Genomic DNA, 20195 nt, shown 5'->3' on the forward strand with positions numbered 1-20195 from the left:
GATGCACGATCACCTCCGGGATGGCCAAAGCCCCATGAGCTGGTTCGAATCGTTCGTCCTGGGCCTCGTTCAGGGACTGACCGAGTTCCTGCCGATCTCCTCCAGCGCACATCTGCGGCTCACCGCAGCGTTCGCCGGCTGGCACGACCCGGGTGCGGCATTCACCGCCATCACCCAGATCGGTACGGAGGCGGCAGTCCTCATCTACTTCCGCAAGGACATCGTCCGGATCGTCTCGGCCTGGTTCCGCTCGCTGACCAACCGGTCGATGCGCAGCGACCACGACGCGCAGATGGGCTGGCTGGTCATCGTCGGCTCCATCCCCATCGGTGTGCTCGGCGTGACGTTCAAGGACCAGATCGAGGGGCCCTTCCGCGATCTGCGACTGATCGCCACCACCCTGATCGTCATGGGCATCGTCCTTGGCATCGCCGACCGTCTCGCCGCCCGCGACGAGGCAGGTGGCAGGCACCGGGCCGCCAAGGAACGCAAGACGCTGAAGGAGCTCGGCGTCAAGGACGGCCTGATCTTCGGCTTCTGTCAGGCGATGGCCCTGATCCCGGGTGTCTCCCGCTCCGGCGCCACCATCAGTGGCGGTCTGCTGATGGGGTACACCCGCGAGGCGGCGGCCCGTTACTCCTTCCTGCTCGCGATCCCGGCGGTGCTCGCCTCGGGTGTCTTCGAGCTCAAGGACGCGGGCGAGGGACATGTGTCGTGGGGTCCGACGATCTTCGCGACGTTCATCGCATTCGGCGTGGGCTATGCCGTTATCGCCTGGTTCATGAAGTTCATCACGACCAAGAGCTTCATGCCGTTCGTCATCTACCGCGTGCTTCTCGGGCTGCTCCTGTTCGCACTGGTGACTGCAGGGGTGCTGAGCCCGCACGCGGGCGAGTCGGCGGGCTAACGCTACGTACGCGCGCCCGTGAGGCCCCGCTCCCCGTCCACCGGCTCAGCGCTTCGCCCTGCGGCGGGCCAGCAGCGCGCCTATCCCCAGCCCGACCAGCAGGGTCACGGTCAGTACCGCCCAGAGCGGCAGGGTGACGGTGGGTACCCACAGCCGGATGCCGACCGATTCGGTGTTCGCGGCGATGAACCAGATCGCAAGACCGATCAGTACCAGGATCCCGATGGTGCGTATCCGCACGTCCCGGCCCTTGACGGAGAGGGTCGGCGGGGCGTGCGGTCGAGACGTCTTCTGTGCCATGGTTCCAGTATCGAGCGATTCGGGCGATTAGTCCTGACAGGTCTCATTCATCGCGCGCTGCGCAGCGGGCTCGGCGCCGGCCACCGCCACACCACCTCGACAAAGTGGCGTGGCGGTGAGCGTCAGGGTATGTCGCCCTGCCAGTCCCACCGGTCGAAGTCGCCGTCCCTGGGTCCGTACTCCGCTCGGCCGCCCGGGCCGAACCGCCCGATCTCCGTGTTCAGCGCCGCCCCCTCGCGCAGTGCCGTCTCCGTCCAGCCGGTCACATCGAGGAGCAGCCCGTCGAGCGGGCCGCCCACCAACTCCCGGTAGGAGTGACCCGGCTGGGGCCCCGGGTCGGGATCGTCATGGTCGGCGCCGTACACGCGCCGCTGCCGCATCAACTCGTCCATGAGGGCAGGATCGCATCCGGCACTGACAATCGCAGCGGGCCGGAAGCCTCACGGCCCGCACCGGTGCGTCAGGTGCGTCTGGTCACTTCCGTCGGCAACCTGGTTGCCGCCGCTGCAGCCCGTACCGAGAAGGCGGCAGCCACCGCGGGCAATGACCGTGAACTCGCGTCGCGGGAAACGCGAGAGGAGGTCCGCGGAATCGTCCGCGCGAGCATGGCGGTGGCCACGCTCGCGGGTCTGGTCGGGGCCGTGCTGATGGTCCTCATCGGTCAGGCCCCGACCTGGCTCGGGCAGGACGCCGCGGTCGTCGACCGGGCCCGGACGATGTTGATGGCGCTCGCCCCCGGACTGCTGCCCTGCTTGTGGTTCCAGGCCATTCGGCAATTCACCGTCGGCATGCGGCGGCCGCAGGCGCTGCTGCGGATCACCGTCGCCTCCATCGCCGTCAACGCGGGCCTGAACTGGGTTCTGATCCACGGCAACTGGTCAGCCGCGAACTCGCCCTGGGCCGCCACGAGGACGCCCGCCGCATCAAGAACACCGCGCTCTCGTGCGCCGCAGCCGCAATGTCCGTCGTCGGCGTCGTCTGCCTCACTCTGCCGCAGCTGGTCCTGGAGCCGTTCCTGGACTCCGGCTCCGCCGACTCCGACCGGGCGCTCACCATTGCCACGCAGTTGCTCGTGGTCACTGCTTTCCTGCAGTTCTTCGACTGCGCCCAGAACATCGGCGTCGGACTCCTGCGGGGGCTCGACGACACCAGGAGCGGATTCCGTATCACGCTCATCGGCTACTGGGCCGTCGGCCTCCCCGCCTCCTGGCTCCTCGCCTACCCGCTCTGCCTCGACACCCCGGGAATCTGGCTCGGCCTGCTCACCGGCCTGGCGACCACAGCCGTACTTCTGCTCCGCCGCTACTCGGACTCCCTCCCCATCCACGCCAGGCATCGCCGGGCCGTGGCGGAGGCCTGAGTCCGTCCGGGCGGTCCGGAGCCTCAGCAGCCGCCGGCCCGTTCACCGCGTGGCCGCGGGCGGCCGTCCGAGCGATCGACGCCTGTGTTGAAGTGCGTCGGGGCGCGGCATGTTACGCGTGGTGGCGTCTGCCCGGATCTTCCCAGGCAGATGAGGCCGAAAGGCCCTGTCATAAGGCGTGTGCGCGTACCAGCCTGGGACATGTACAGCCGGAACCCGGAGGGAAATCATGACCATCACCGAGCTTCCCGTGATCGCAGCCGTCGACGGCTCGTCGCACAGCCGTGAGGCACTCGACTGGGCCGCCCGCGAGGCCGTCCGCCGGGGGCTCCCGCTGGTGATCGTGCACGCCCGGACGCCGAACCGGCGCAGCGGTCAGGAGATACAGCAGCGCGAGGCTGAGGAACTGCTCACGCAGTCCGTACGAAGGGTGTCCGAGATCGTTCCGGATCTGCACCCGTCGACGCTCGCACCGCTGGACTTCCCCTCGGCGGCACTCACCTCGCTGAGCCGTGATGCGTCGCTGGTGGTCGTCGGATCGCGCGGTCTGGGCGGTTTCCGGTCCCTGATGCTCGGCTCCAACAGTCTGGCGACCGCCTCAATGGCCCAGTGCCCCGTCGTCGTCATCCATAACGGGCCGTCGGACGAGGACCGTGGGGAGGCGGCCGAAGCGTTTCCCGACATTGTCGCGGGCGTGGCCGCCGACGAGAGCAGTGAAGCGGTGCTGGAATTCGCCTTCGCGACGGCCGCTTCCCGGCCCGGTGCGCGACTGCGGATCGTGCACGGCTGGACGATGTTCTCCTCGATGCTGTCCGGCGGCCCGGTCTTCGACCGGGACGCGGTGGCAGGTACGGCCGAGCGGACCCTCGCCGAACTCACCGCAGGCTGGCGGGAGAAGTACCCGCAGGTCGAGGTCGTCAGGGAATCGGTCGGCGGCTCCGCCGCACGCACTCTGGTCACGGCCTCGGCGACCGCGGCGCTGACCGTGATCGGGCGGCGCAAGGGCGGTGAGTCCCTCGGGCTCGGGCTCTCCCCCGTCGCACAGACCACGCTCACGCATGCGCTCGGCCCGGTGGCCGTGGTGCCCTGCTGACGGTTGTGCCGGCCCGTCGTGCGTGCACACCCCTTGGCCTCGGACGCCGGCGGGCAGAGACTGACCCGATGACGCAGCGCGTGGATCTCTCGACCGTGATGGACCAGCTTTCCATCGATGCAGTGATCACCGGCTATGCGATGGCGGTGGACGACGGCGAATGGGTGGACTACCGGGCCCTGTTCACCGCGGACGGCCGCGCCGACTACCGCAGCGCGGGCGGTATCGAAGGACCTGCCGCCGAGGTCGCCCAGTGGCTCGCGGAGACCATGCGGCTCTTCCCCGTACGCCAGCATCTGATCGTCAACCGCCGGCTCGACGTCCAGGACCTGGGCGGCTACCCGGGCGACCGGGCCGAAGTGCGGGCCGACTACCTCAACCCGATGCGGCTGGACAGCACGGCGGGCGGCCAAGGCAGCTCCGGGGCGGGGACGACCGTGCCGAACTTCGTCTCCGGCGGGCGGTACGCCTTCACGCTGTCGCGTACGGGGAACGGCTGGCGGATCCGGACCGTGACCGTGCACGAGAAGTGGCGCGGCACAGCTGACTCGCTCACCCTTTCCTGAGCCCGCCCACCGGTGCTTCCGCCCTCCCGCGCCGGGAAAGAACTGCGGAACGGGTGCCCAGGGGGGACACTGCTGATCAGCAGGACGAGGAGGCGCAGCATGCGGATTCCGGCCGGTCGGCGCGAGCAGTGGGAGCGGATGCTGCGGTCCGGCCGGTGGCGCGGCTGCATCGCACTGCTCGCCGGTGCGCTGCCCGCGCTCGCGTTCCCGGCGCCTTCCCTGTGGTGGCTCGCCTATGTCGGTCTGGTGCCGTGGCTGCTGCTGATCCGGTCCGCCGGTACGGGGCGCCGGGCGGCGCTCGACGGCTGGCTCGGCGGGGTCGGCTATCTGCTGGCCGTGCATCACTGGCTGATGCCGAGCCTCCACGTTTTCATCGTGGTCCTGGCGGCCCTGCTCGGTCTGCTGTGGGCGCCGTGGGGTCTGCTGGTCTTCCGGGTACTGCGCGCGCCGGTTTCCGTCACAGCAGCCATGGCCGCGGTCGTCGTCGTGCCGTGCGGCTGGCTGATGATCGAGCTGGCCCGCTCCTGGGAGGGCCTCGGCGGCCCCTGGGGGCTGCTCGGCGCGAGCCAGTGGGAGGTGGCTCCGGCACTCCGCGTGGCATCCGTCGGTGGGGTGTGGCTGGTGAGCCTTCTGGTAGTCGCGGTGAACACCGCCGTCGCCCTGCTGTTCGTGGCCGCCGCCGCCCGTACGGTCGCCGTCGCCGTCGCCGGCATCGTGGTGTGCGCCCTGGCCGTGGGGGCGATGGCGCAGTGGGCACCGCAGCCCGAGCGGTCGGGCGTGGCCAGGATCGCCGTCGTGCAGCCGGGTGTGATCGCGGGTCCCCACAGCGTGGAGCGTCGGCTCGCCGTCAGTGAGCGGCTGACCGGCGAGCTGGCGGGACGCGATCTCGATCTGGTGGTGTGGGGCGAGAGCAGTGTCGGTGTGGATCTCTCCCGGCACCCGGACATCACCGCCCGGATTGCGGCCCTCTCGCGTCGGGTGGGCGCGGATGTGCTGGTCAACATGGATGCCCGGCAGACCGGCGGGTCGGATCGGACGGGGATCTTCAAATCCGCGGTGCTGGTGGGTCCGGACGGACTGACCGGGGACCGGTACGACAAGATGCGGCTGGTGCCGTTCGGCGAGTACATCCCGGCCCGTTCGGTGCTCGGGTGGGCCACGTCGCTCGGTAAGGCGGCGGGCGAGGACCGGCTGCGGGGCACCCACCCGGTGACGATGTGGCTTCCCGGGGCCGCCGGAGGGAAGGGTCTGCGCATCGGGCCGCTGATCTGCTTCGAGTCCGCGTTCCCCGACATGAGCCGGCACCTGACTCGGGACGGTGCGCAGCTGCTGATCGACCAGTCGTCGACCTCGACGTTCCAGCACAGCTGGGCGCCCGAACAGCACGCCTCGCTCGGGGCGCTGCGGGCCGCCGAGAACGGCCGCCCGATGGTGCATGCGACTCTCACCGGCGTCAGTGCGGTGTACGGCCCGCAGGGCGAGCGCATCGGGGCCCCGCTCGGTACGGATACGAGCGGGGCTGCCGTGTTCGACGTACCGCTGGCATCCGGTACGACGCTCTACGTACGGCTGGGCGACTGGCCGGTGCACGGGGCGTCGGCGGTGCTGGCCGTGTTCTGCGCCTTCGAAGGGGTGCGATCGCTCCGGAGGCGCCACCGGGACGGGCCGGCCGCTGCGAGGAGTGCGGCGGCTCCGGTGGTTGCCCCACCCGCCGAATCCACCGAATCCACCGGTCGCTCCAGGCCGTGAGCCCGAAGACCGGCCGGACTATCCGGGGCCGTTCACGGAGACGATGTGGCCCTGGGCGTCGACGGTGAGCGAGACCCTCTCGACCTTGTTGGTCACGGACAGCACCAGCCACACGGCGCCCCAGAGAAAGCAGGTGAACACCATCAGAATGGCGTGCAGCACATGGTTCAGCGGCCGGCCCCGGACCATGACAACCTGTGTCTCGGAGCGTGATTCCACTCGCCAGCCGCTCGCGATCCGCTGATTGACCGCCCAGTCGAGGATCAACCCGCGCTGCATCGCGTCGGGCGGCCGCCCGACGGCCGAGTAGTAGCCGGGCGGCGGCTGGAGCGCTCCCCAGCCCTTTGGCTCGTCGTGGGGCCTCACGAGGTCACCTCCACGGGCCGGTGGCCCATCTCCCCAGCCTGCATCGGAGCGGGGCCCGACGCATCCCGAAGCCCAGCGATGCGGAGCCGAACAGAACACCTGGGACTGCCGGCTCGGGAAGAGCGTCGACCAGACGCAGGATCATGCTGCGACTGACGGGCAGCCCCGGGGGCCAGACGGGCGCCGGCCCGGCCCGCCAAGATGAAGTCCGGGTCGTTCGAAGATTTCCGGGTGGTGATCGACTGCCAGGAGACTTCACCCTCGTGCAGTATCCGCCGCAGGATCTCGCGGCTGACCGCTGGGACGACTCACTGGTTTCACCAGGTGCCCGGCCAGCTTGATCAGGCTCCAGGTGGAGAAGGCGGTGATGCGCCAGTCGGCGGGGGACGTCCGGGCGATCAGACAGACGCGCTCGCGTACCTCGCTGCTGGTCGTCCTGGGGCGTCCCCCGCTCCATCTTGGGTCCAGTGCCTCAAACCCCGTTCGTTGAAGGCATGGATGACATCGCGCACACAGTCGGCGCTGACCTGCATCAACGAGGTGATGTCCGACTGGCCCTGGGCGGACATCATCACCACGATCGCCCGCCGCAACTTCACCGGGTCGTTCGCGGTCCGGCTGGTCCTTTGCCGCCGACGGCACTCCTCCATGTTCACCGGCCGGACGAAAACTCCCGGACGACGCCCCACGACCTCCTCCACGATCACGGCCTGGGAGCAGTCTGCCGCACAACGAGCGGATGATGTGCAGGATCAATTACCCGGCCGACGATCCGAGACGAGCCACTAGGCACAGTCCAGGTCGCGCAGGATGCGCTCGCACAACTCATGCGTCTGCAGGGCGTCCCCGGCGCTCAGCACCTTTCCGGCCCGCACGGCGTCCAGGAAGGACAGCACGCTCTGCTCGATGCCGCGCTGGCGGGCCACCGGCACCCAGTCGCCGCGCCGTCGCACGCTCGGCTGCCCCTTGTGATCGGTCACCTCGGCGAGGTTGACGACCTCGCGCTTGGAGTCCTGGCCGGAGACCTCCAGCCGTTCCTCGTTCGAGCCGCTGAGCCGGTTCATCGCGCCGATGGCGGTGAATCCGTCACCGGCCAACTGCAGCACGACATGGTGCATCTGACCGTCGCGGATCCTGGCCTGTACGACGGTGTGCTCGATCGGCCCCGGCACCAGGAAGCGCAGCGTGTCGACGACATGGATGAAGTCGTCGAGCACCATGGTGCGTGGATCCTCGGGCAGGCCCACCCGGTTCTTCTGCATGAGGATCAGCTCGCGCGGGTGCTCGGCACACTGCGCGTAGCCGGGCGCGACCCTGCGGTTGAAACCGACGGCGAGGCTCACCCCGCGCTCCTCGGCAAGGCTCACCAGCCTCTCGGAATCGGTGAGTTCATAGGCCAGTGGCTTGTCCACGTACGTGGCGACTCCCGCGTCCAGCAGCCGGCCCACGATCTCCGGGTGCACGGCCGTCGGAGCGTGGACGAACGCTGCTTCCAGGCCCTCGGCGAGCAGCGATTCGAGGTCGGTGTGGCGCTGCCCGGACGGGATCCGGTGCCTCTCGGCGACCGCGGCCAGGGTGGCGGGGGTACGGGTCTGCAGATGCAGTTCGACCCCGGGCAGGGTCGTCAGAACCGGCAGATACGCCTTCTGCGCGATGTCGCCGAGCCCGATGCAGCCGACCTTCACAGGGGTCTCCCTCTCACTGTTCAGCGCCGACCGGTGCGGTGTTCACCGGTTGAGGGTGCCCCGTCGAGCTCTTCGAGCCGATGTCTGCCGCAGCGACCTGTGCGCTTCCTTCGTCGGGGCAGCATACGTGTGCTGCGGCGGCTGCCAGTCCGCGATGCCGTCGAAGGTGCGCAGGACGAGAGTGGGCCCGAGCCGCGAGACGGTGGACATCAGGGCGTCGCGCAGCGCCACGCCCGGGGCACTGGCCAGGCGCATCAGCCGGGAGGCATGTGCGGCCTTGCGGACGATGACCGACGTGCGGGGCAGCCGGTCGGCGGTGTACGCCGCCGGACCCGCGCCGAGGTCCCTGCCCGGTATTACATGATGGGCGAGCACGATCGTGTCCTCGACGGCCTGGTTGCCGCCCTGGCCGAGGCTGGGTGCCATGGCGTGGGCGGAGTCGCCGACGAGGACGGTGCGGCCCCGGTGGAAGGAGGGCAGGGGTCGGTCAGCTGGTGCACGTCGTTGCGGAGTACCTGTCCGGACTGGGCGGCGGCGATGATCGAGGGGATCGGGTCGTGCCAGCTGCCGAACCGGCGCATCAGCTCCGCCTTCTCGTCGTCGGCAGCACGGTCTCCGGCGGGGGGCGACGGCGGCCCCGTAGGCGTATATGCGGCCGTCCTTGAGCGGCTGGGTGCCCCAGAGTGCGCCGCGGGCCCAGGTCTCGTGCGGAGCGAAGGGCCGCTCGGGCGCGGGGACGACGATGCGCCAGGTGGTGACCCCGGCGTACGACGGTCCGGGGTGGGACGGGAAAAGTGCGCTGCGTACGCCCGAGTTGATGCCGTCGGCACCGATGACGAGGTCGGCCTCGATGTCCCCGGCCGCCGTGCGGACCACGGCACGCGCACCGTCCGTGGCGCCCGGGTCCAGCAGTTCCGCGGCGGCTTCGGTACAGACGGTGGAGTCGGACAGCCGGGCGACGAGGCGGTCGACGAAGGTGGCCGGCTGGTCGCCGGTCTCGCGCTGGCCCTGCACCGGTATCTCACCCGCCACCCCGAACTGCTCATCTGCCGCTACGAGCTCGCCCGCGAGGCCACCCGGCGCCCGGAGCCGCGGGAGTTCTTCGACGCGACGGGCCGGCAGTTCCGCGAGCCGCTGATGGCGCTGATGACCGGCAGCCGGGTCGGCCGAGCCCGAGCGGCACACCCTGTCCCTGGTGGCCTGGTGCGAGGGGCTGATGTTCTCGTGCGCCGCGGGGTCGTACCACCGCTCCGTACCCGACCGAGGAGGAGCTGCGTACCGGCTTCACCGAACTGCTGCGCGGGATGCTCGGATCGCAGGCGGCATTGCGCTGACCGGCGTCACTCGTGCGGGCCAATCTTGGCTTCCCGGCTCACTCAAAACCTGGTCCGCACAGCAGAGTTGATCAGGTGCAACGAACCCGAATCACCGTGAAGCTCCTGGTCGGCGTGGCGGTCACGACACTGTCCGGCTGTGTGTCCGTGGCGCCACAGCCGGACGTTCCGTCCCGGCCCGGGATCAGCCGGCCCGCCCAGGACCTGGCGCCACAGATCGTGCAGCCGCCGGTCCACGACAGCCTGGGAGCCGTACCGGCCCCCGAGCCGTCCGCCCCGGCGCCCGGCGCACCGCCGGACACCCGCCGCGCCGCGCCCCGCGCACCACAGCAACGGAAGCACCCCGGGGCGGCGCGGCCTCGGCCGCGTCAGGCCCCGCCCGCCGTGACCACGCCCGTCCCGGCCCTGCCGGACCCCGTCACCCGGAAGGACGTCTGCGCACTGGGACGGGGATACGGGCACTGGCCCGCGGGCAGTCCGCAGTCCCGGATCTGCGAGCACACCTACGGCCGCTGAACCCCGCAGGCGAGAGCCGAGCGGGTGGCCCGTCCGCCATGGACGGGCCACCCCTCACAGCTCCCGCAGCCTCAGTTCCAGCCTCGCGATCGCCGCGCGGACCCCTCCCCCGTACCCGTCATCAGCCCCGTCGTCCGCGAGCACACCGGAGGTGGCGCGCGCCCGGTCCAGATGGATCCGGGCCGCCTCGGGACGGTGGAGCTTCACATAGTCCACCGCGAGATTGAGATGGAGCGAGGGATAGAACGCCCGCACCGCGAGCGCATCGGAGTGCTGTGCCGCGCGCTCGTCGGTCAGGCTGCCGGCCGCGGTCAATGCCCTCAGGTCCCAGGCCAGCTCATCCCCGGGGTCGTCCTGCGTGTCGGCCATGTAGTGGGCGAGGGTGCACCGGTGCAGGGCGTCCCCGTCCTCGCCGATCTCCGCCCAGAGCTCGCCGAAGCGATTGCGGGCCTCCTCCCGGTCGCCGCCGTGCAGCAGCATGATCGCCTGGCCGATCCTGGTCATGACGGCATCCTTCGACGCCTCCCGCTGCTCCGTCACTGCGGCCTCCCTGTCCACGTCCACCCGATTCCGTTCGACGCTAGCCGCAGCTGCGGTCAATCCCGCTGAGGCTCGGGCGGGCGTCCCGGACCTGTCCACCGGGCGCCCACCCCCGGCCCGGACCTGTCCACCGGGCGCCCGCCACCGGCCCGGGCCGAAACCGCAGCGTCAGCCCAGGTCGGGGATGCGCCAGTCGATGGCCTCGTGCCCCTGCGCCGCCACCGCCTCGTTGATCTGCGTGAACGGACGGGAGCCGAAGAACTTCTTGGCGGACAGCGGTGACGGGTGCGCACCCTTCACCACCACATGGCGCTCCTCGTCGATCAGCGGAAGCTTCTTCTGCGCGTAGTTGCCCCAGAGCACGAAGACCGCCGGATCGGGCCGCGAGGCGACGGCGCGGATCACCGCGTCGGTGAACTTCTCCCAGCCCTTGCCCTTGTGCGAGTTCGCCTCGCCCGCGCGCACCGTCAGCACGGCGTTGAGCAGGAGCACGCCCTGCTCGGCCCACGGCATCAGATACCCGTTGTCCGGGACCGGCAGGCCGAGCTCCTCCTTGATCTCCTTGTAGATGTTCCGCAGGGAGGGCGGCGTCTTGACGCCCGGCCGCACGGAGAAGCACAGTCCGTGTCCCTGCCCCTCCCCGTGATACGGGTCCTGACCGAGGACGAGAACCTTCACCTTGTCGTAGGGCGTGGCATCCAGGGCTGCGAACACCTGGTCGCGCGGCGGATAGACCGGCCCCTTGGCCCGCTCCTCCTCGACGAACTCGGTGAGCTCCTTGAAATAGGGCTTCTGCAGCTCTTCGCCGAGGACGCCGCGCCAGGACTCGGGCAGCAGGTCGGTGTCGGTCACGTCAACAACCTCCGTCAAGTAATCAGTTCTTCAACCGAGAACCTACCGGGGGCCACTGACAACGGACCCTGCGAGCCCTGCCGGGGCCTACCAGCTGGCCTTGCGGTACAGCTCCCACATCTGCATGACCGTCTGCGGGTCCAGGGCACGCTCGCCGCCGCCGATGTCCTCGCCCGCCGCGACGTACAGTTTGCCCTGCCACAGCGGCAGCAGCCGTACGTCGTCGACGAGGATCTGCTGGGCCCGCTCGAACTCCTTGCTGACCGCGCCCCGGTCGCTCTCCTTACGGGTCTGCGGCAGCACCTGCTCGGTGATCTCCTTCTTCATGTACGGCATCCCGGTGATGCTCTCCTTGCCCACGAAGGGGGCGATGAAGTTGTCCGGGTCCGGGAAGTCCGGGAACCAGCCGCGGCCGAAGACGGGGTACTGGCCCTTGGTGAAGCCTTCCTGGAACTCCTTCCAGGGCTTGCTCTTCAGCGTGATCCGGAACAGCCCGGAGGCCTCCAGCTGTCGCTTCAGCTCGTCGAACTCGGGGGCCGTGGACGAGCCGTACCGGTCGGTCGTGAACCAGAACGTCATCGATACGGGCTTGGTGATGCCCGCCTTGACGAGGATCTGCTTCGCCTTGTCCTTGTCCGGGTCACCGTAGGCGTCGAAGAAGCTGGTGGTGTGTCCGGCGATGCCCTTGGGGACCATGGAGTACAGCGGCTCGGCCGTCCCCTGGTAGACCTTGGCCACCAGGGCGTCACGGTCGACGAGCTGGGCGATGGCCCGCCGTACGGCCACATTCCCGGCGGCCGGATCGTCGGGGTTGAAAACCAGGAAGCGGATGTCCGCGCCGACTGTCTCGACAATCTGCAGATTGCTGTTCTTGTCCTTGTTGTCTTCCAGGTTGACGACCTCCTCGGCGGTGAGGCCGCGGTAGATCGCGTCGATCTCGTTCTTCTTCAGCGCCGCGACCACGGGGGCGGAATCCTTGAAGTACCGGATGGTCACAGCGTCGTTCTTACGGTTGGCGAAACCCTTGTAGTCCGGATTCTTCACCAGTTCGGCCCGGTTCCCCGGCTTGTACGAATCCAGGAGATAGGGACCGGATCCGGTGACCTTTCCGTCGCTGCGGACCTTGTGCTTCGAATAGTCGCCGGGCGCCACGAGCGACATCGCGGGAGTGGCGAGGATGAACGGGAATGTGGCGTCCGGTTTGGTGAGATGGAAGACGACGATGTCGTCCCCCTTGACCTCGACCCGGTCGAGCGAGCCGAGCATGCCGACGGGGCCGCCCTTGACCTTGATGGCCGTGATCCGGTCCATGGAGTACTTCACGGCCTCGGCGTCGAGTTTGTCGCCATTGGAGAATTTCAGGCCCTTGCGGAGTTTGCACCGGTAGGCCGTGCTGGTCGTGTCGGTGAACTTGCACCATTCCGCCGCATCGGGCTCGGGGCTGGTACTGCCTGTGGGGAAACTCACCAGGGTCTGGAAGACATTCCGCATCATTTCCCAGGAGTTGTCCCACGCCGCCGCCGGATCGAGGGTGGAGAGCTCGCTGGTCGTACCGACGACTATCTTCTGCTCCGTTTTCGAGCCGCTGTCGGAGAGAAGTCCGCAGCCTGCCAGCAGAGAGAGGGAAGCAAGGACTGCAGCGGCCTGCAGACTGGCCCGGTAGAACACGTGAACGCTCCTCGATCAGCCATGGGTCGGCAGACCATACCGCAGTGCCCCGTCGGGTCAATCCGCAGGCCCGACGGGGCACTTGAGTCAATCAGGGCCAAATCCGCTCAGGCCGCTCTCAGCTCACGCCCGCATTCAGGAAGATCCCGCCGTCGACCACCAGGGTCTGTCCCGTGATCCAGCCGCTCTGGCTCGACGTGAGGAACGCGGCGGCGCCGCCGATGTCCTCGGGGACCCCCAGCCGGCCCAACGGATAGGCCGCGGCGGCCTCCGCCTCGCGGCCCTCGTACAGCGCCTGGGCGAACTTCGTCTTCACGACCGCGGGGGCGATCGCGTTGACCCGGACGACCGGCGCGAACTCGTGCGCCAGCTGAAGGGTCAGGTTGACCATGGCGGCCTTGCTCATGCCGTACGCGCCGACGAAGGGCGAGGCGGAGATACCGGCGACCGAGGCGATGTTGACGATCGCCCCGCCGTTCTCCTTCTGCCAGGCCTTCCAGGTCTGCTGGGCGAAACCGAGCGCCGAGATCACATTCGTCTCGAAGACCTTGCGGGCGACATTGAGGTCGAGCTCCGCGATCGGGCCGAAGACCGGATTCGTACCGGCGTTGTTGATCAGGAAGTCGACACGGCCGAATGCCTCCATGGTGCGCTCGACCGCCGCCGACTGGTGCGCCTCGTCGTGCGCCTTGCCCGCCACGCCGATGACGCGGTCGGAGCCGAGCTGCTCGACGGCCTCCTTGAGAGCGTCCTCGCCTCGTCCGGTGATGCACACCCGGTCGCCGCGCGCCACGAGCGCCTCGGCGATGCCGTAGCCGATACCCCGGCTCGCGCCCGTGATGAGCGCGACCTTCCCACTGTCCTGCACACTCATGATGTCTGCAACCCTTCGGGTCAGTTGAGCGGTCCGCCGGCGACGTACATGACCTGACCGGAGACGAAGCCGGCCTCGTCGCCCGTGAAGAAGGCGATGGCGTTGGCGATGTCCTCGGGGCGGCCGACGCGCTGCACCGGGATCTGGGTGGCGGCAGCGGCCTGGAACTCCTCGAAGCCCATGCCTACCCGGGCCGCGGTCTGCGCGGTCATCTCGGTGACGATGAAGCCGGGTGCGACGGCGTTGGCGGTGATGCCGAACTTGCCGAGCTCCTTGGCGAGGGTCTTGGTGAAGCCCTGCAGACCGGCCTTGACAGCTGAGTAGTTGGCCTGGCCGCGGTTGCCGAGCGCCGAGGAGGAGGAGAGCGAGACGATACGGCCGAACTCGGCGTCCACCATGTGCTTCTGGACGGCCTTGGCCATCAGGAACGCGCCCTTGAGGTGCACGTTCATCACGGTGTCCCAGTCGGACTCGCTCATCTTGAAGAGCAGGTTGTCGCGGAGCACGCCCGCGTTGTTGACAAGGATCGTCGGTGCGCCGAGCTCGGCGGCGACCCGCGCAACCGCGGCTTCCACCTGGGCGCTGTCCGACACATCGCAGCCGACGGCGAGGGCGGCGCCCCCGGCGGCGGTGATCTTCTCGACGGTGTCCTTGCAGGCCGCCTCGTCGAGGTCGAGTACGGCGACGGCGCGGCCCTCGGCCGCCAGGCGTACCGCGGTGGCGGCGCCAATGCCCCGCGCCGCTCCGGTCACGATGGCGACGCGCTGCTCGGTGGTGGACATGCTTGGTTCTCCTCGCCCTTGGATCGCGGCTCAGCGGACGTCGAGGCACCCCCGGCACGGAACCTTCGCGTGCACGGAGCCTCCCCGATAACTGAGCAACCGCTTAGTACCTTCAGCAGACGAGACGCTAGAAGCCCTGCCACTCGGTGTCAACGGCCCACGGCCGCAGGGGTGCATGTCACACCCGGCGGCGCCGCTGCCGCAGTGGCTGCGGACGGGCGCCGCGGGGCGGCGGATCAGCGCACCAGCAGGTCGAGCAGTCGTTCGACCTCAGCCTCCGGGTCGGTCGTGAGACCGCTGTGCACGGGGCTCGGCTGGACAACGGTGGAACGCGGGGCGATCAGCCAGCGGAAGCGGCGGCCTGCGTCGTCGCGGGCCGCCTGGCCCGCGTCCGTACCACCGCGGCACACGCCCTCGACGGCATGCAGGGCGGCCCGTACGCCGACCACATCCGCGGTCGGGTCCAGTGCCTTCAGCTTGGTCTCGTCGAGATGGGTACGGGCGGCGACGAAACCCTGCGCGTGGCAGTAGACGACCACGCCCGCGTTGAAGAACTCGCCGCGCTGTACTCGCGGCACCACGCGCAGCAGCGCGTACTCGAAGACATCGCGCTTGATCACCGCTGGCCGTCCTTGTCGTTCTTCTTCTTGGTGGGGTGCGGCCAGGGGGTGAGGTGCTCGGTGAGCCAGCCGGGGGCCTGTGACGGCTTGGGCTCGGTGGGGCCCTCCATCGCGATCCGCTCATGAATGGTGGCGGCGCGCGGCAGCAGCGCTTCCACATAGGCGCGGCGCAGCTCGTCGGTGGAGTCGAAGCCGGGCTCGTCCACCAGCCACTCGTCGGGGACATCGGCCGCGACCTCGGTGAGCAGTTCCTCGGTGACCAACGGGGCGAGCTCGGCGGCGGCCGCCGCGATATCGGGGGCGAACGGGGCCAGCGCATGGTCCGAGGCGTTGTACGGCTTGGCGGCGGAGACCTGGGCGCCGGGCCAGTTGTGGTGCCAGATCATGGTGGCGCCGTGGTCGATGAGCCACAGGTCGCCGTGCCAGATCAGCATGTTCGGGTTGCGCCAGGACCGGTCGACGTTGTTGATCAGCGCATCGAACCAGACGACACGTCCGGCTTCCCGGGAGTCCACCTGGTAGGCGAGCGAGTCGAAGCCGATCGAGCCGGGCAGGAAGTCCATCCCGAGATTGAGCCCGCCGCTGGCCTTCAGGAGTTCCTGCACCTCCTGGTCGGGCTCGGCGAGCCCGATGACCGGGTCGAGCTGGATCTGTACGAGGTCGGGGACGCGAAGGCCGAGCCTGCGGCCGAGCTGTCCGCAGATGACCTCCGCGACCAGTGTCTTGCGGCCCTGTCCGGCGCCGGTGAATTTCATGACGTAGGTGCCGAGGTCGTCGGCTTCGACGATTCCGGGCAGAGATCCGCCCTCCCGCAAGGGCGTGACATAGCGGGTCGCGGTGACTTCGGTGAGCATTTTTCCAGGCTATCCGGCGCTCGGACCGCGATCCGCGGCCGGGCCGAAGCCTCAGCCCTCCCGCGAGACCCGGTACTGACCCGGGGAGAATCCGGGGCGTTGTGGGCCGGGACCGGCAGGCCTGCCGCGCGGGCACGGGCGCCGAGCCCGAGGCCGGAGCGCGTCATGAGCGCGTAGACGGCCGACGCAGCCACGACGCCGACGGGAGGGCGAGGTCGGCGCCCTGGAGTGAATCACTCTGCGCCGGATCGGCGACCAGCTCGATGTCCGCCGCCGGCCGTCATGGCCGGTGCCCGCCACCGCCGCCCCAGCCGTGACCCGACCCGGCCCCCGCACGGCCCCGAACAGGCGCTGACACCGCTGGAGACGCGCCAGGGGATGCCCCTCAACGCCGCCTACACGGCGGGCGAAGAAGAGTACGCAGGTCGCCTCGCCGTCGGCCACAGCGCAGACCTCACCGTCTTCGCGGACAACCCGCTCGGTGACCCGGCCACGGACCTGCCCCGACTCCCTGTGCTGCTCACCGTCCTCGACGGACAGCCCACCCATCGCGACCCGAGCCTCTGACAATCTCGCCACCACCGATCCGCCAAGGGTTACGGTCCGGGCGCAGGATCCTGTCGACGGGAATGGTTGTCAGTCAGTGGCAGAGCCACGACCACCGGAACCCACGTACGAGTATCAATGTCAGTGGCAGTTCATAGAGTCCTGCCATGAGCGACTCGGAGAACAGAGCCCTTTTTGCTGCCGTCAGCCCTGCCCATGATGTCGACGCCGCCGAACGGGCCGCCGAGATCGTGGCCATGCTGAAGGCGGCGGGCACACCGGCCCATGGCGGTTATTCCGCAGTGGACGGCAGGCCGTTGCCCGCCGGGTCGCCGAGGGGAAGCGGGTCACTGCGTCCGGAGCCTGCCGGGCCGCCGGGATTCCGGACGAGAGTGGCTGGCTGACGGAGCTCGTGCGGCCGGAGTTCGACAGCTACCAGGAATTCGTCGCCGAGCTGCGCAACGACGCCGATCCCGATCACGTGAGGCTGATACCGGAGTTGTGCGCAGAGATTCTCGGCGACGATGCCCGTACCGGTGACCAGCGAATGGGCGCGCCGTTCTTCCACCATGGGGATCTCGTGGTGAAGGGGCATCTGGACGTGGTGGCCCCGTTCGTGGTCACCGGCTCGTTGACCGTCGAAGGCTGCCTGGCCGACTGCGGCCCCGACTCCGTCGTCGCCGTCGGCGGTGATGTGACAGCCCGCGCGGTGCACGCCGACGGCGAGATGTCCGTCGGCGGCGACATCGAGGCCGAGGTCGTCTACGGCTACTGCAACGACCAGACTCTCCAGGCGGGCACCATCCGCGCCCGGCTGGTCATCGAGGACGAGCACTGCACGATCGCCGCGGTGGAGGCACACCCACTTCGATCTGGACGGCTACCGGCAGGGGTACGGCGACGGCGTACAGGAGCAGCTGCGCGAACTGTTTGGTGGACGAGGTGTTCAGCAACGAGGAGGACGAGGACGAGGAGCAGCTGGACCGGACCCTCCTCTTCGCCCGGTTGCCTGAGGGAGAACCGGTCTTCCGCGCGAACGACGCGACAGCTCGCTGACCCCGCATCGTCACCGCGCGGGAAACCCCGGAGACGTATCGCCTACGAACACAGCTCAGCCACTACTCGGCTGCGGAGAAGCTCATACTCCTCACGGAGCCGCACGATCTCCGCAGGCCGTTCAATCACAACTCCGCCGACGACTGTCTCATCGGGGCCGAACTGCTCGCGGGTGAGATCGACTTCGATCCCCATGCCCAGACGGTTCCACCAGTGGTAGTCCACTCGCTCGCCATTGACATGAACCTCACCGCGAATCAGCTCACCACCCAACAGGTCGTGCACCACCAGGGCGGTGACACCGCACTGGTCGCGCGCCGGATTGTCCGGGGTCCAGTCCGGACGGTGATCCGGCGTCGTGGTGTCCGCGCCCCAACCGCCGCGAATGGCCCGCTCAAGGTCGTTGAAGTTCCTCAGTGTCATACCGCTCAGCCTTGCAGACGCCTCTGACAATCACGCGTGATGCGTGGCCTCCCCGCAGTCGGCCCGGCCCCTGCCTGGCAAGCGCCGGTCGGTCGCATTCGACTCCACGGCTGACGACGCGCTCGACAACACCCGGCGATTCCCCCGGCAGCTCGCACCTTCCGCTTCTCGCTCGGAATGCCCCGACAGCTCACCGCCTCACCGGACGGCGCCCGGGTGCTCCTCGTACGAACCACGTCCGGTACGGGTCAGGTCAGCCGGCTCCGGCTGCACGAGGACGGTGACGCGAGCTGCGCAGCAGGCCGTATCTGTCGTCGTGGTACCGGCCGGGGGACGCCCCGCTGCCCGTGCTGCTCGCCCCGCACACGGGCCACTGCATACAGGGACACGTTGCACGCATCTGCCGCACAGTATCCCGAGCCGGACCCGGCGCGGGTCGCCATGCTCGGCCGGTCGTTCAGCGGGTATCTCGCGGCTGCCGCTGCGCTGCGTCACCCGGAGGTCTTCCACGCGGCGGTCGCCGGTGGTGCGCCGACCGACGGACGGCTCTACGACACCCATTGGGAGGAACGGTTTCTCGGCCACTCGGATGTACTTCCGGAGAACCACGACCGCAGTTCACTGCACTTGGAGGCGGCCGGGCCGACACGCCCGCTCATGCTGGTGCACGGACTTGCCGATGACAATGTGGCCGTCGCTCACACGCTGCGGTTCTCCGCCGCGCTGCTGGCCGCGGGCCGGTCGCACACGGTTCTGCCGTTGTCCGGGTCCGGCCATCTGGTCACCCGGGAGGAGACTGTCAGCGATCTGTTGCTGCTGGAGCGGGACTTCCTCAAGAAGTCCCTGGGGCGTTGAACGCGGGCGTTCCGCTGCGCGTACCCCTGGTCGGACACCGAAGTCATGAACATCGCGGAAGGGAAAGCCAGCATGAGCGCATCGCAGGACCACGAGGTCCGTCCCGGGCGTCGGGCCGTTGTCGCAGCGGTCGGGGCCGTCTCGGTGGCTGCCGTACTCACTGCGTGCGGCAACCAGAAGGACTCGGGCGGTTCGGATGCGGTCGAGGCCCCGCCCGCCGCCCCCCCTGCCAGTGACGGATCGCACGACGGCGGACCCGCTCTGGCAAAGACCGCCGACATTCCGGAGGGCGGCGGAAAGATCTTCGCCGACCGGGGCGTCGTGGTGACGCAGCCCAAGGCCGGCGAGTTCAAGGCGTTCTCGTCGAAGTGCACCCACCAGGGATGCGCGGTGTCGAGCGTGTCGGGCGGAACCATCAACTGCCCCTGTCACGGCAGCAAGTTCGATGTGGCGACGGGCAGTGTGGCAGCAGGTCCGGCCACCCAGCCGCTGCCCGCCCGGCCTATCACGGTCGAGGGCGGCTCGATCACGCTCGCTTCCTAGGGCCGGTCCGGCCTGATCGGCCGATCAGGCCCTGACCCGACCTCGGCTCCGCCAGCAGCCGAGTACGTCGTCGGTGGTCGTGATGGTGGCGACGAGGGCGAGTGTGTTGCGGATCATCGCGGGGGTGTAGTCGGCCGGCACCCCCGCGATGGCGTCGGACGGCACCACCGACGTATATCCGAGATTCACCGCGTCGAACACGGCGTTGGGGATGGCGACATTGGCCGAGACCCCGGTGACGACGAGCGTCCGGCAGCCGAGGTTGCGGAGCAGTGCGTCCACATCCGTGCCGGCGATGGGCGAAAGGCCGTGCAGTCTGCGCACGACGAGGTCCCCGTCCGCCACCTCGATGGGCGCGGCGATCCGTACCGCCGTGGTGCCCGAGTGCTGTTGTACGGGCAGCCGGCCGGCGGCCCGGAAGAGGCGGGCGTTGTTGTTGGCACCCCGCCCGTCGGGACGGCGTTCGGCCACCGCGTGCAGTACCTGGACCCCGGCCTCGTGGGCGGCTGCGACCAGTCGGGCGACGCGGTGAAGGGCGCCGGAGGACCTCACCTCCTCGGCCAGTTCGGGCAGCGCGCTGCCCGGGCCCACTACGCCCTGCTGGCATTCGACCGTCAGAAGCACGGTGGTGGCCGGATCGAGCTGCTCGGCGAGCTGTTCCTTCGACGACACGGCTGCCCCTTTCGGCGGCGGATCGGGCGCGCGA

General features: G+C 69.3%; 24 protein-coding genes and 3 pseudogenes. 11 read left to right on the plus strand and 16 right to left on the minus strand.

The window, feature by feature from the left end:
- Window positions 1-34 precede the first annotated feature (34 nt).
- On the plus strand, window positions 35-907 hold the full coding sequence (locus ACZ7IB_RS24265) for an undecaprenyl-diphosphate phosphatase (RefSeq protein WP_383078105.1): 873 nt from the start codon (window positions 35-37) through the stop codon (window positions 905-907).
- A 45-nt stretch (window positions 908-952) separates the two neighbouring features.
- On the opposite strand, the gene ACZ7IB_RS24270 is transcribed toward ACZ7IB_RS24265, so the two are convergent.
- Window positions 953-1207, minus strand: coding sequence for a LapA family protein (locus ACZ7IB_RS24270; RefSeq protein WP_470915566.1), 255 nt, complete (start codon window positions 1205-1207; stop codon window positions 953-955).
- Window positions 1208-1329: 122 nt separating this feature from the next.
- Window positions 1330-1599 (minus strand): MDR/zinc-dependent alcohol dehydrogenase-like family protein, encoded by a 270-nt coding sequence (locus ACZ7IB_RS24275; protein WP_114248874.1) that lies wholly within the window; start codon window positions 1597-1599, stop codon window positions 1330-1332.
- 72 nt (window positions 1600-1671) lie between these two features.
- Here ACZ7IB_RS24275 and ACZ7IB_RS24280 point away from each other — a divergent pair.
- The 4 genes and pseudogenes from ACZ7IB_RS24280 to lnt all read left to right on the plus strand — a co-directional run.
- Window positions 1672-2567, plus strand: a pseudogene (locus ACZ7IB_RS24280) (MATE family efflux transporter); the annotation flags it as partial.
- Between the two features lie 229 nt (window positions 2568-2796).
- Window positions 2797-3660 (plus strand): universal stress protein, encoded by an 864-nt coding sequence (locus tag ACZ7IB_RS24285; RefSeq protein WP_470915568.1) that lies wholly within the window; start codon window positions 2797-2799, stop codon window positions 3658-3660.
- 68 nt (window positions 3661-3728) lie between these two features.
- Entirely contained in the window at window positions 3729-4226 is a 498-nt protein-coding gene (locus ACZ7IB_RS24290; protein WP_470915570.1) for a nuclear transport factor 2 family protein, read from the plus strand.
- A 99-nt stretch (window positions 4227-4325) separates the two neighbouring features.
- Entirely contained in the window at window positions 4326-5975 is a 1650-nt protein-coding gene (gene lnt, locus ACZ7IB_RS24295; protein ID WP_470915571.1) for an apolipoprotein N-acyltransferase, read from the plus strand.
- Window positions 5976-5993: 18 nt separating this feature from the next.
- Here lnt and ACZ7IB_RS24300 read toward each other — a convergent pair whose 3' ends face one another.
- Window positions 5994-6341 carry a hypothetical protein gene (locus ACZ7IB_RS24300; protein WP_470915573.1) on the minus strand — a complete coding sequence of 116 codons (348 nt, stop codon included), beginning with the start codon at window positions 6339-6341 and terminating at the stop codon, window positions 5994-5996.
- 255 nt (window positions 6342-6596) lie between these two features.
- Entirely contained in the window at window positions 6597-6857 is a 261-nt protein-coding gene (locus ACZ7IB_RS24305; RefSeq protein WP_470915668.1) for a helix-turn-helix domain-containing protein, read from the minus strand.
- Here ACZ7IB_RS24305 and ACZ7IB_RS24310 point away from each other — a divergent pair.
- Window positions 6840-7130, plus strand: a complete 291-nt coding sequence (locus tag ACZ7IB_RS24310) for a hypothetical protein (protein ID WP_470915676.1) — start codon at window positions 6840-6842, stop codon at window positions 7128-7130. The two genes, ACZ7IB_RS24305 and ACZ7IB_RS24310, sit on opposite strands and share 18 nt — an antisense overlap.
- On the opposite strand, the gene ACZ7IB_RS24315 is transcribed toward ACZ7IB_RS24310, so the two are convergent.
- Both ACZ7IB_RS24315 and ACZ7IB_RS24320 read right to left on the minus strand, forming a co-directional pair.
- A complete protein-coding gene (locus ACZ7IB_RS24315; RefSeq protein WP_470915574.1) occupies window positions 7127-8026 on the minus strand; it encodes a Gfo/Idh/MocA family protein in 900 nt (299 codons plus the stop codon). The genes ACZ7IB_RS24310 and ACZ7IB_RS24315 overlap by 4 nt on opposite strands.
- A 42-nt stretch (window positions 8027-8068) precedes the next feature.
- Window positions 8069-9058, minus strand: a complete 990-nt coding sequence (locus tag ACZ7IB_RS24320; RefSeq protein ID WP_470915576.1) for an FAD-dependent monooxygenase — start codon at window positions 9056-9058, stop codon at window positions 8069-8071.
- Here ACZ7IB_RS24320 and ACZ7IB_RS24325 point away from each other — a divergent pair.
- Both ACZ7IB_RS24325 and ACZ7IB_RS24330 read left to right on the plus strand, forming a co-directional pair.
- A pseudogene (locus ACZ7IB_RS24325) lies at window positions 9005-9360 on the plus strand (TetR/AcrR family transcriptional regulator); the annotation flags it as partial. The gene ACZ7IB_RS24320 and the pseudogene ACZ7IB_RS24325 sit on opposite strands and share 54 nt — an antisense overlap.
- Window positions 9361-9435: 75 nt before the next feature.
- Entirely contained in the window at window positions 9436-9876 is a 441-nt protein-coding gene (locus ACZ7IB_RS24330; RefSeq protein ID WP_470915577.1) for a hypothetical protein, read from the plus strand.
- A 54-nt stretch (window positions 9877-9930) separates the two neighbouring features.
- Here ACZ7IB_RS24330 and ACZ7IB_RS24335 read toward each other — a convergent pair whose 3' ends face one another.
- The 7 genes from ACZ7IB_RS24335 to ACZ7IB_RS24365 form a co-directional block, all read right to left on the minus strand.
- Window positions 9931-10416, minus strand: coding sequence for a hypothetical protein (locus ACZ7IB_RS24335; RefSeq protein WP_470915579.1), 486 nt, complete (start codon window positions 10414-10416; stop codon window positions 9931-9933).
- A 168-nt stretch (window positions 10417-10584) separates the two neighbouring features.
- Window positions 10585-11268, minus strand: a complete 684-nt coding sequence (ung, locus tag ACZ7IB_RS24340) for a uracil-DNA glycosylase (RefSeq protein WP_470915580.1) — start codon at window positions 11266-11268, stop codon at window positions 10585-10587.
- Window positions 11269-11355: 87 nt separating this feature from the next.
- Window positions 11356-12936: an ABC transporter substrate-binding protein gene (locus ACZ7IB_RS24345; RefSeq protein WP_470915582.1), complete on the minus strand. Its 1581-nt coding sequence runs from the start codon at window positions 12934-12936 to the stop codon at window positions 11356-11358.
- A gap of 118 nt (window positions 12937-13054) precedes the next feature.
- Complete coding sequence (locus tag ACZ7IB_RS24350) at window positions 13055-13810, minus strand: SDR family oxidoreductase (RefSeq protein ID WP_470915584.1); 756 nt, start codon at window positions 13808-13810, stop codon at window positions 13055-13057.
- A gap of 20 nt (window positions 13811-13830) precedes the next feature.
- On the minus strand, window positions 13831-14592 hold the full coding sequence (gene fabG, locus ACZ7IB_RS24355; protein ID WP_470915585.1) for a 3-oxoacyl-ACP reductase FabG: 762 nt from the start codon (window positions 14590-14592) through the stop codon (window positions 13831-13833).
- A gap of 236 nt (window positions 14593-14828) precedes the next feature.
- The gene (locus ACZ7IB_RS24360; RefSeq protein WP_393704766.1) at window positions 14829-15212 is read right to left on the minus strand and encodes a DUF3037 domain-containing protein; all 384 of its coding nucleotides are present in this window, start codon (window positions 15210-15212) and stop codon (window positions 14829-14831) included.
- A complete protein-coding gene (locus ACZ7IB_RS24365) occupies window positions 15209-16066 on the minus strand; it encodes a HipA family kinase (RefSeq protein WP_470915587.1) in 858 nt (285 codons plus the stop codon). The genes ACZ7IB_RS24360 and ACZ7IB_RS24365 overlap by 4 nt, the downstream gene beginning before the upstream one ends.
- Before the next feature lie 282 nt (window positions 16067-16348).
- Between ACZ7IB_RS24365 and ACZ7IB_RS24370 the strand changes: the two genes are divergently transcribed.
- Window positions 16349-16633 carry an amidohydrolase family protein gene (locus tag ACZ7IB_RS24370; protein ID WP_470915590.1) on the plus strand — a complete coding sequence of 95 codons (285 nt, stop codon included), beginning with the start codon at window positions 16349-16351 and terminating at the stop codon, window positions 16631-16633.
- Window positions 16634-16904: 271 nt separating this feature from the next.
- Here ACZ7IB_RS24370 and ACZ7IB_RS24375 read toward each other — a convergent pair whose 3' ends face one another.
- Window positions 16905-17447, minus strand: a complete 543-nt coding sequence (locus tag ACZ7IB_RS24375) for a hypothetical protein (RefSeq protein WP_470915594.1) — start codon at window positions 17445-17447, stop codon at window positions 16905-16907.
- Between the two features lie 263 nt (window positions 17448-17710).
- A complete protein-coding gene (locus ACZ7IB_RS24380; protein ID WP_470915596.1) occupies window positions 17711-18091 on the minus strand; it encodes a YunG family protein in 381 nt (126 codons plus the stop codon).
- Between the two features lie 284 nt (window positions 18092-18375).
- Here ACZ7IB_RS24380 and ACZ7IB_RS24385 point away from each other — a divergent pair.
- A pseudogene (locus ACZ7IB_RS24385) lies at window positions 18376-18946 on the plus strand (alpha/beta hydrolase family protein); the annotation flags it as partial.
- A 72-nt stretch (window positions 18947-19018) separates the two neighbouring features.
- Window positions 19019-19489: a Rieske (2Fe-2S) protein gene (locus tag ACZ7IB_RS24390; protein ID WP_470915598.1), complete on the plus strand. Its 471-nt coding sequence runs from the start codon at window positions 19019-19021 to the stop codon at window positions 19487-19489.
- Between the two features lie 24 nt (window positions 19490-19513).
- Here the strand turns inward: ACZ7IB_RS24390 and ACZ7IB_RS24395 are convergent, their stop codons facing one another.
- Complete coding sequence (locus ACZ7IB_RS24395; protein ID WP_470915600.1) at window positions 19514-20161, minus strand: cysteine hydrolase family protein; 648 nt, start codon at window positions 20159-20161, stop codon at window positions 19514-19516.
- Window positions 20162-20195 lie beyond the last annotated feature (34 nt).

The sequence above is a fragment of the Streptomyces sp. NPDC037301 genome, from assembly GCF_055602785.1.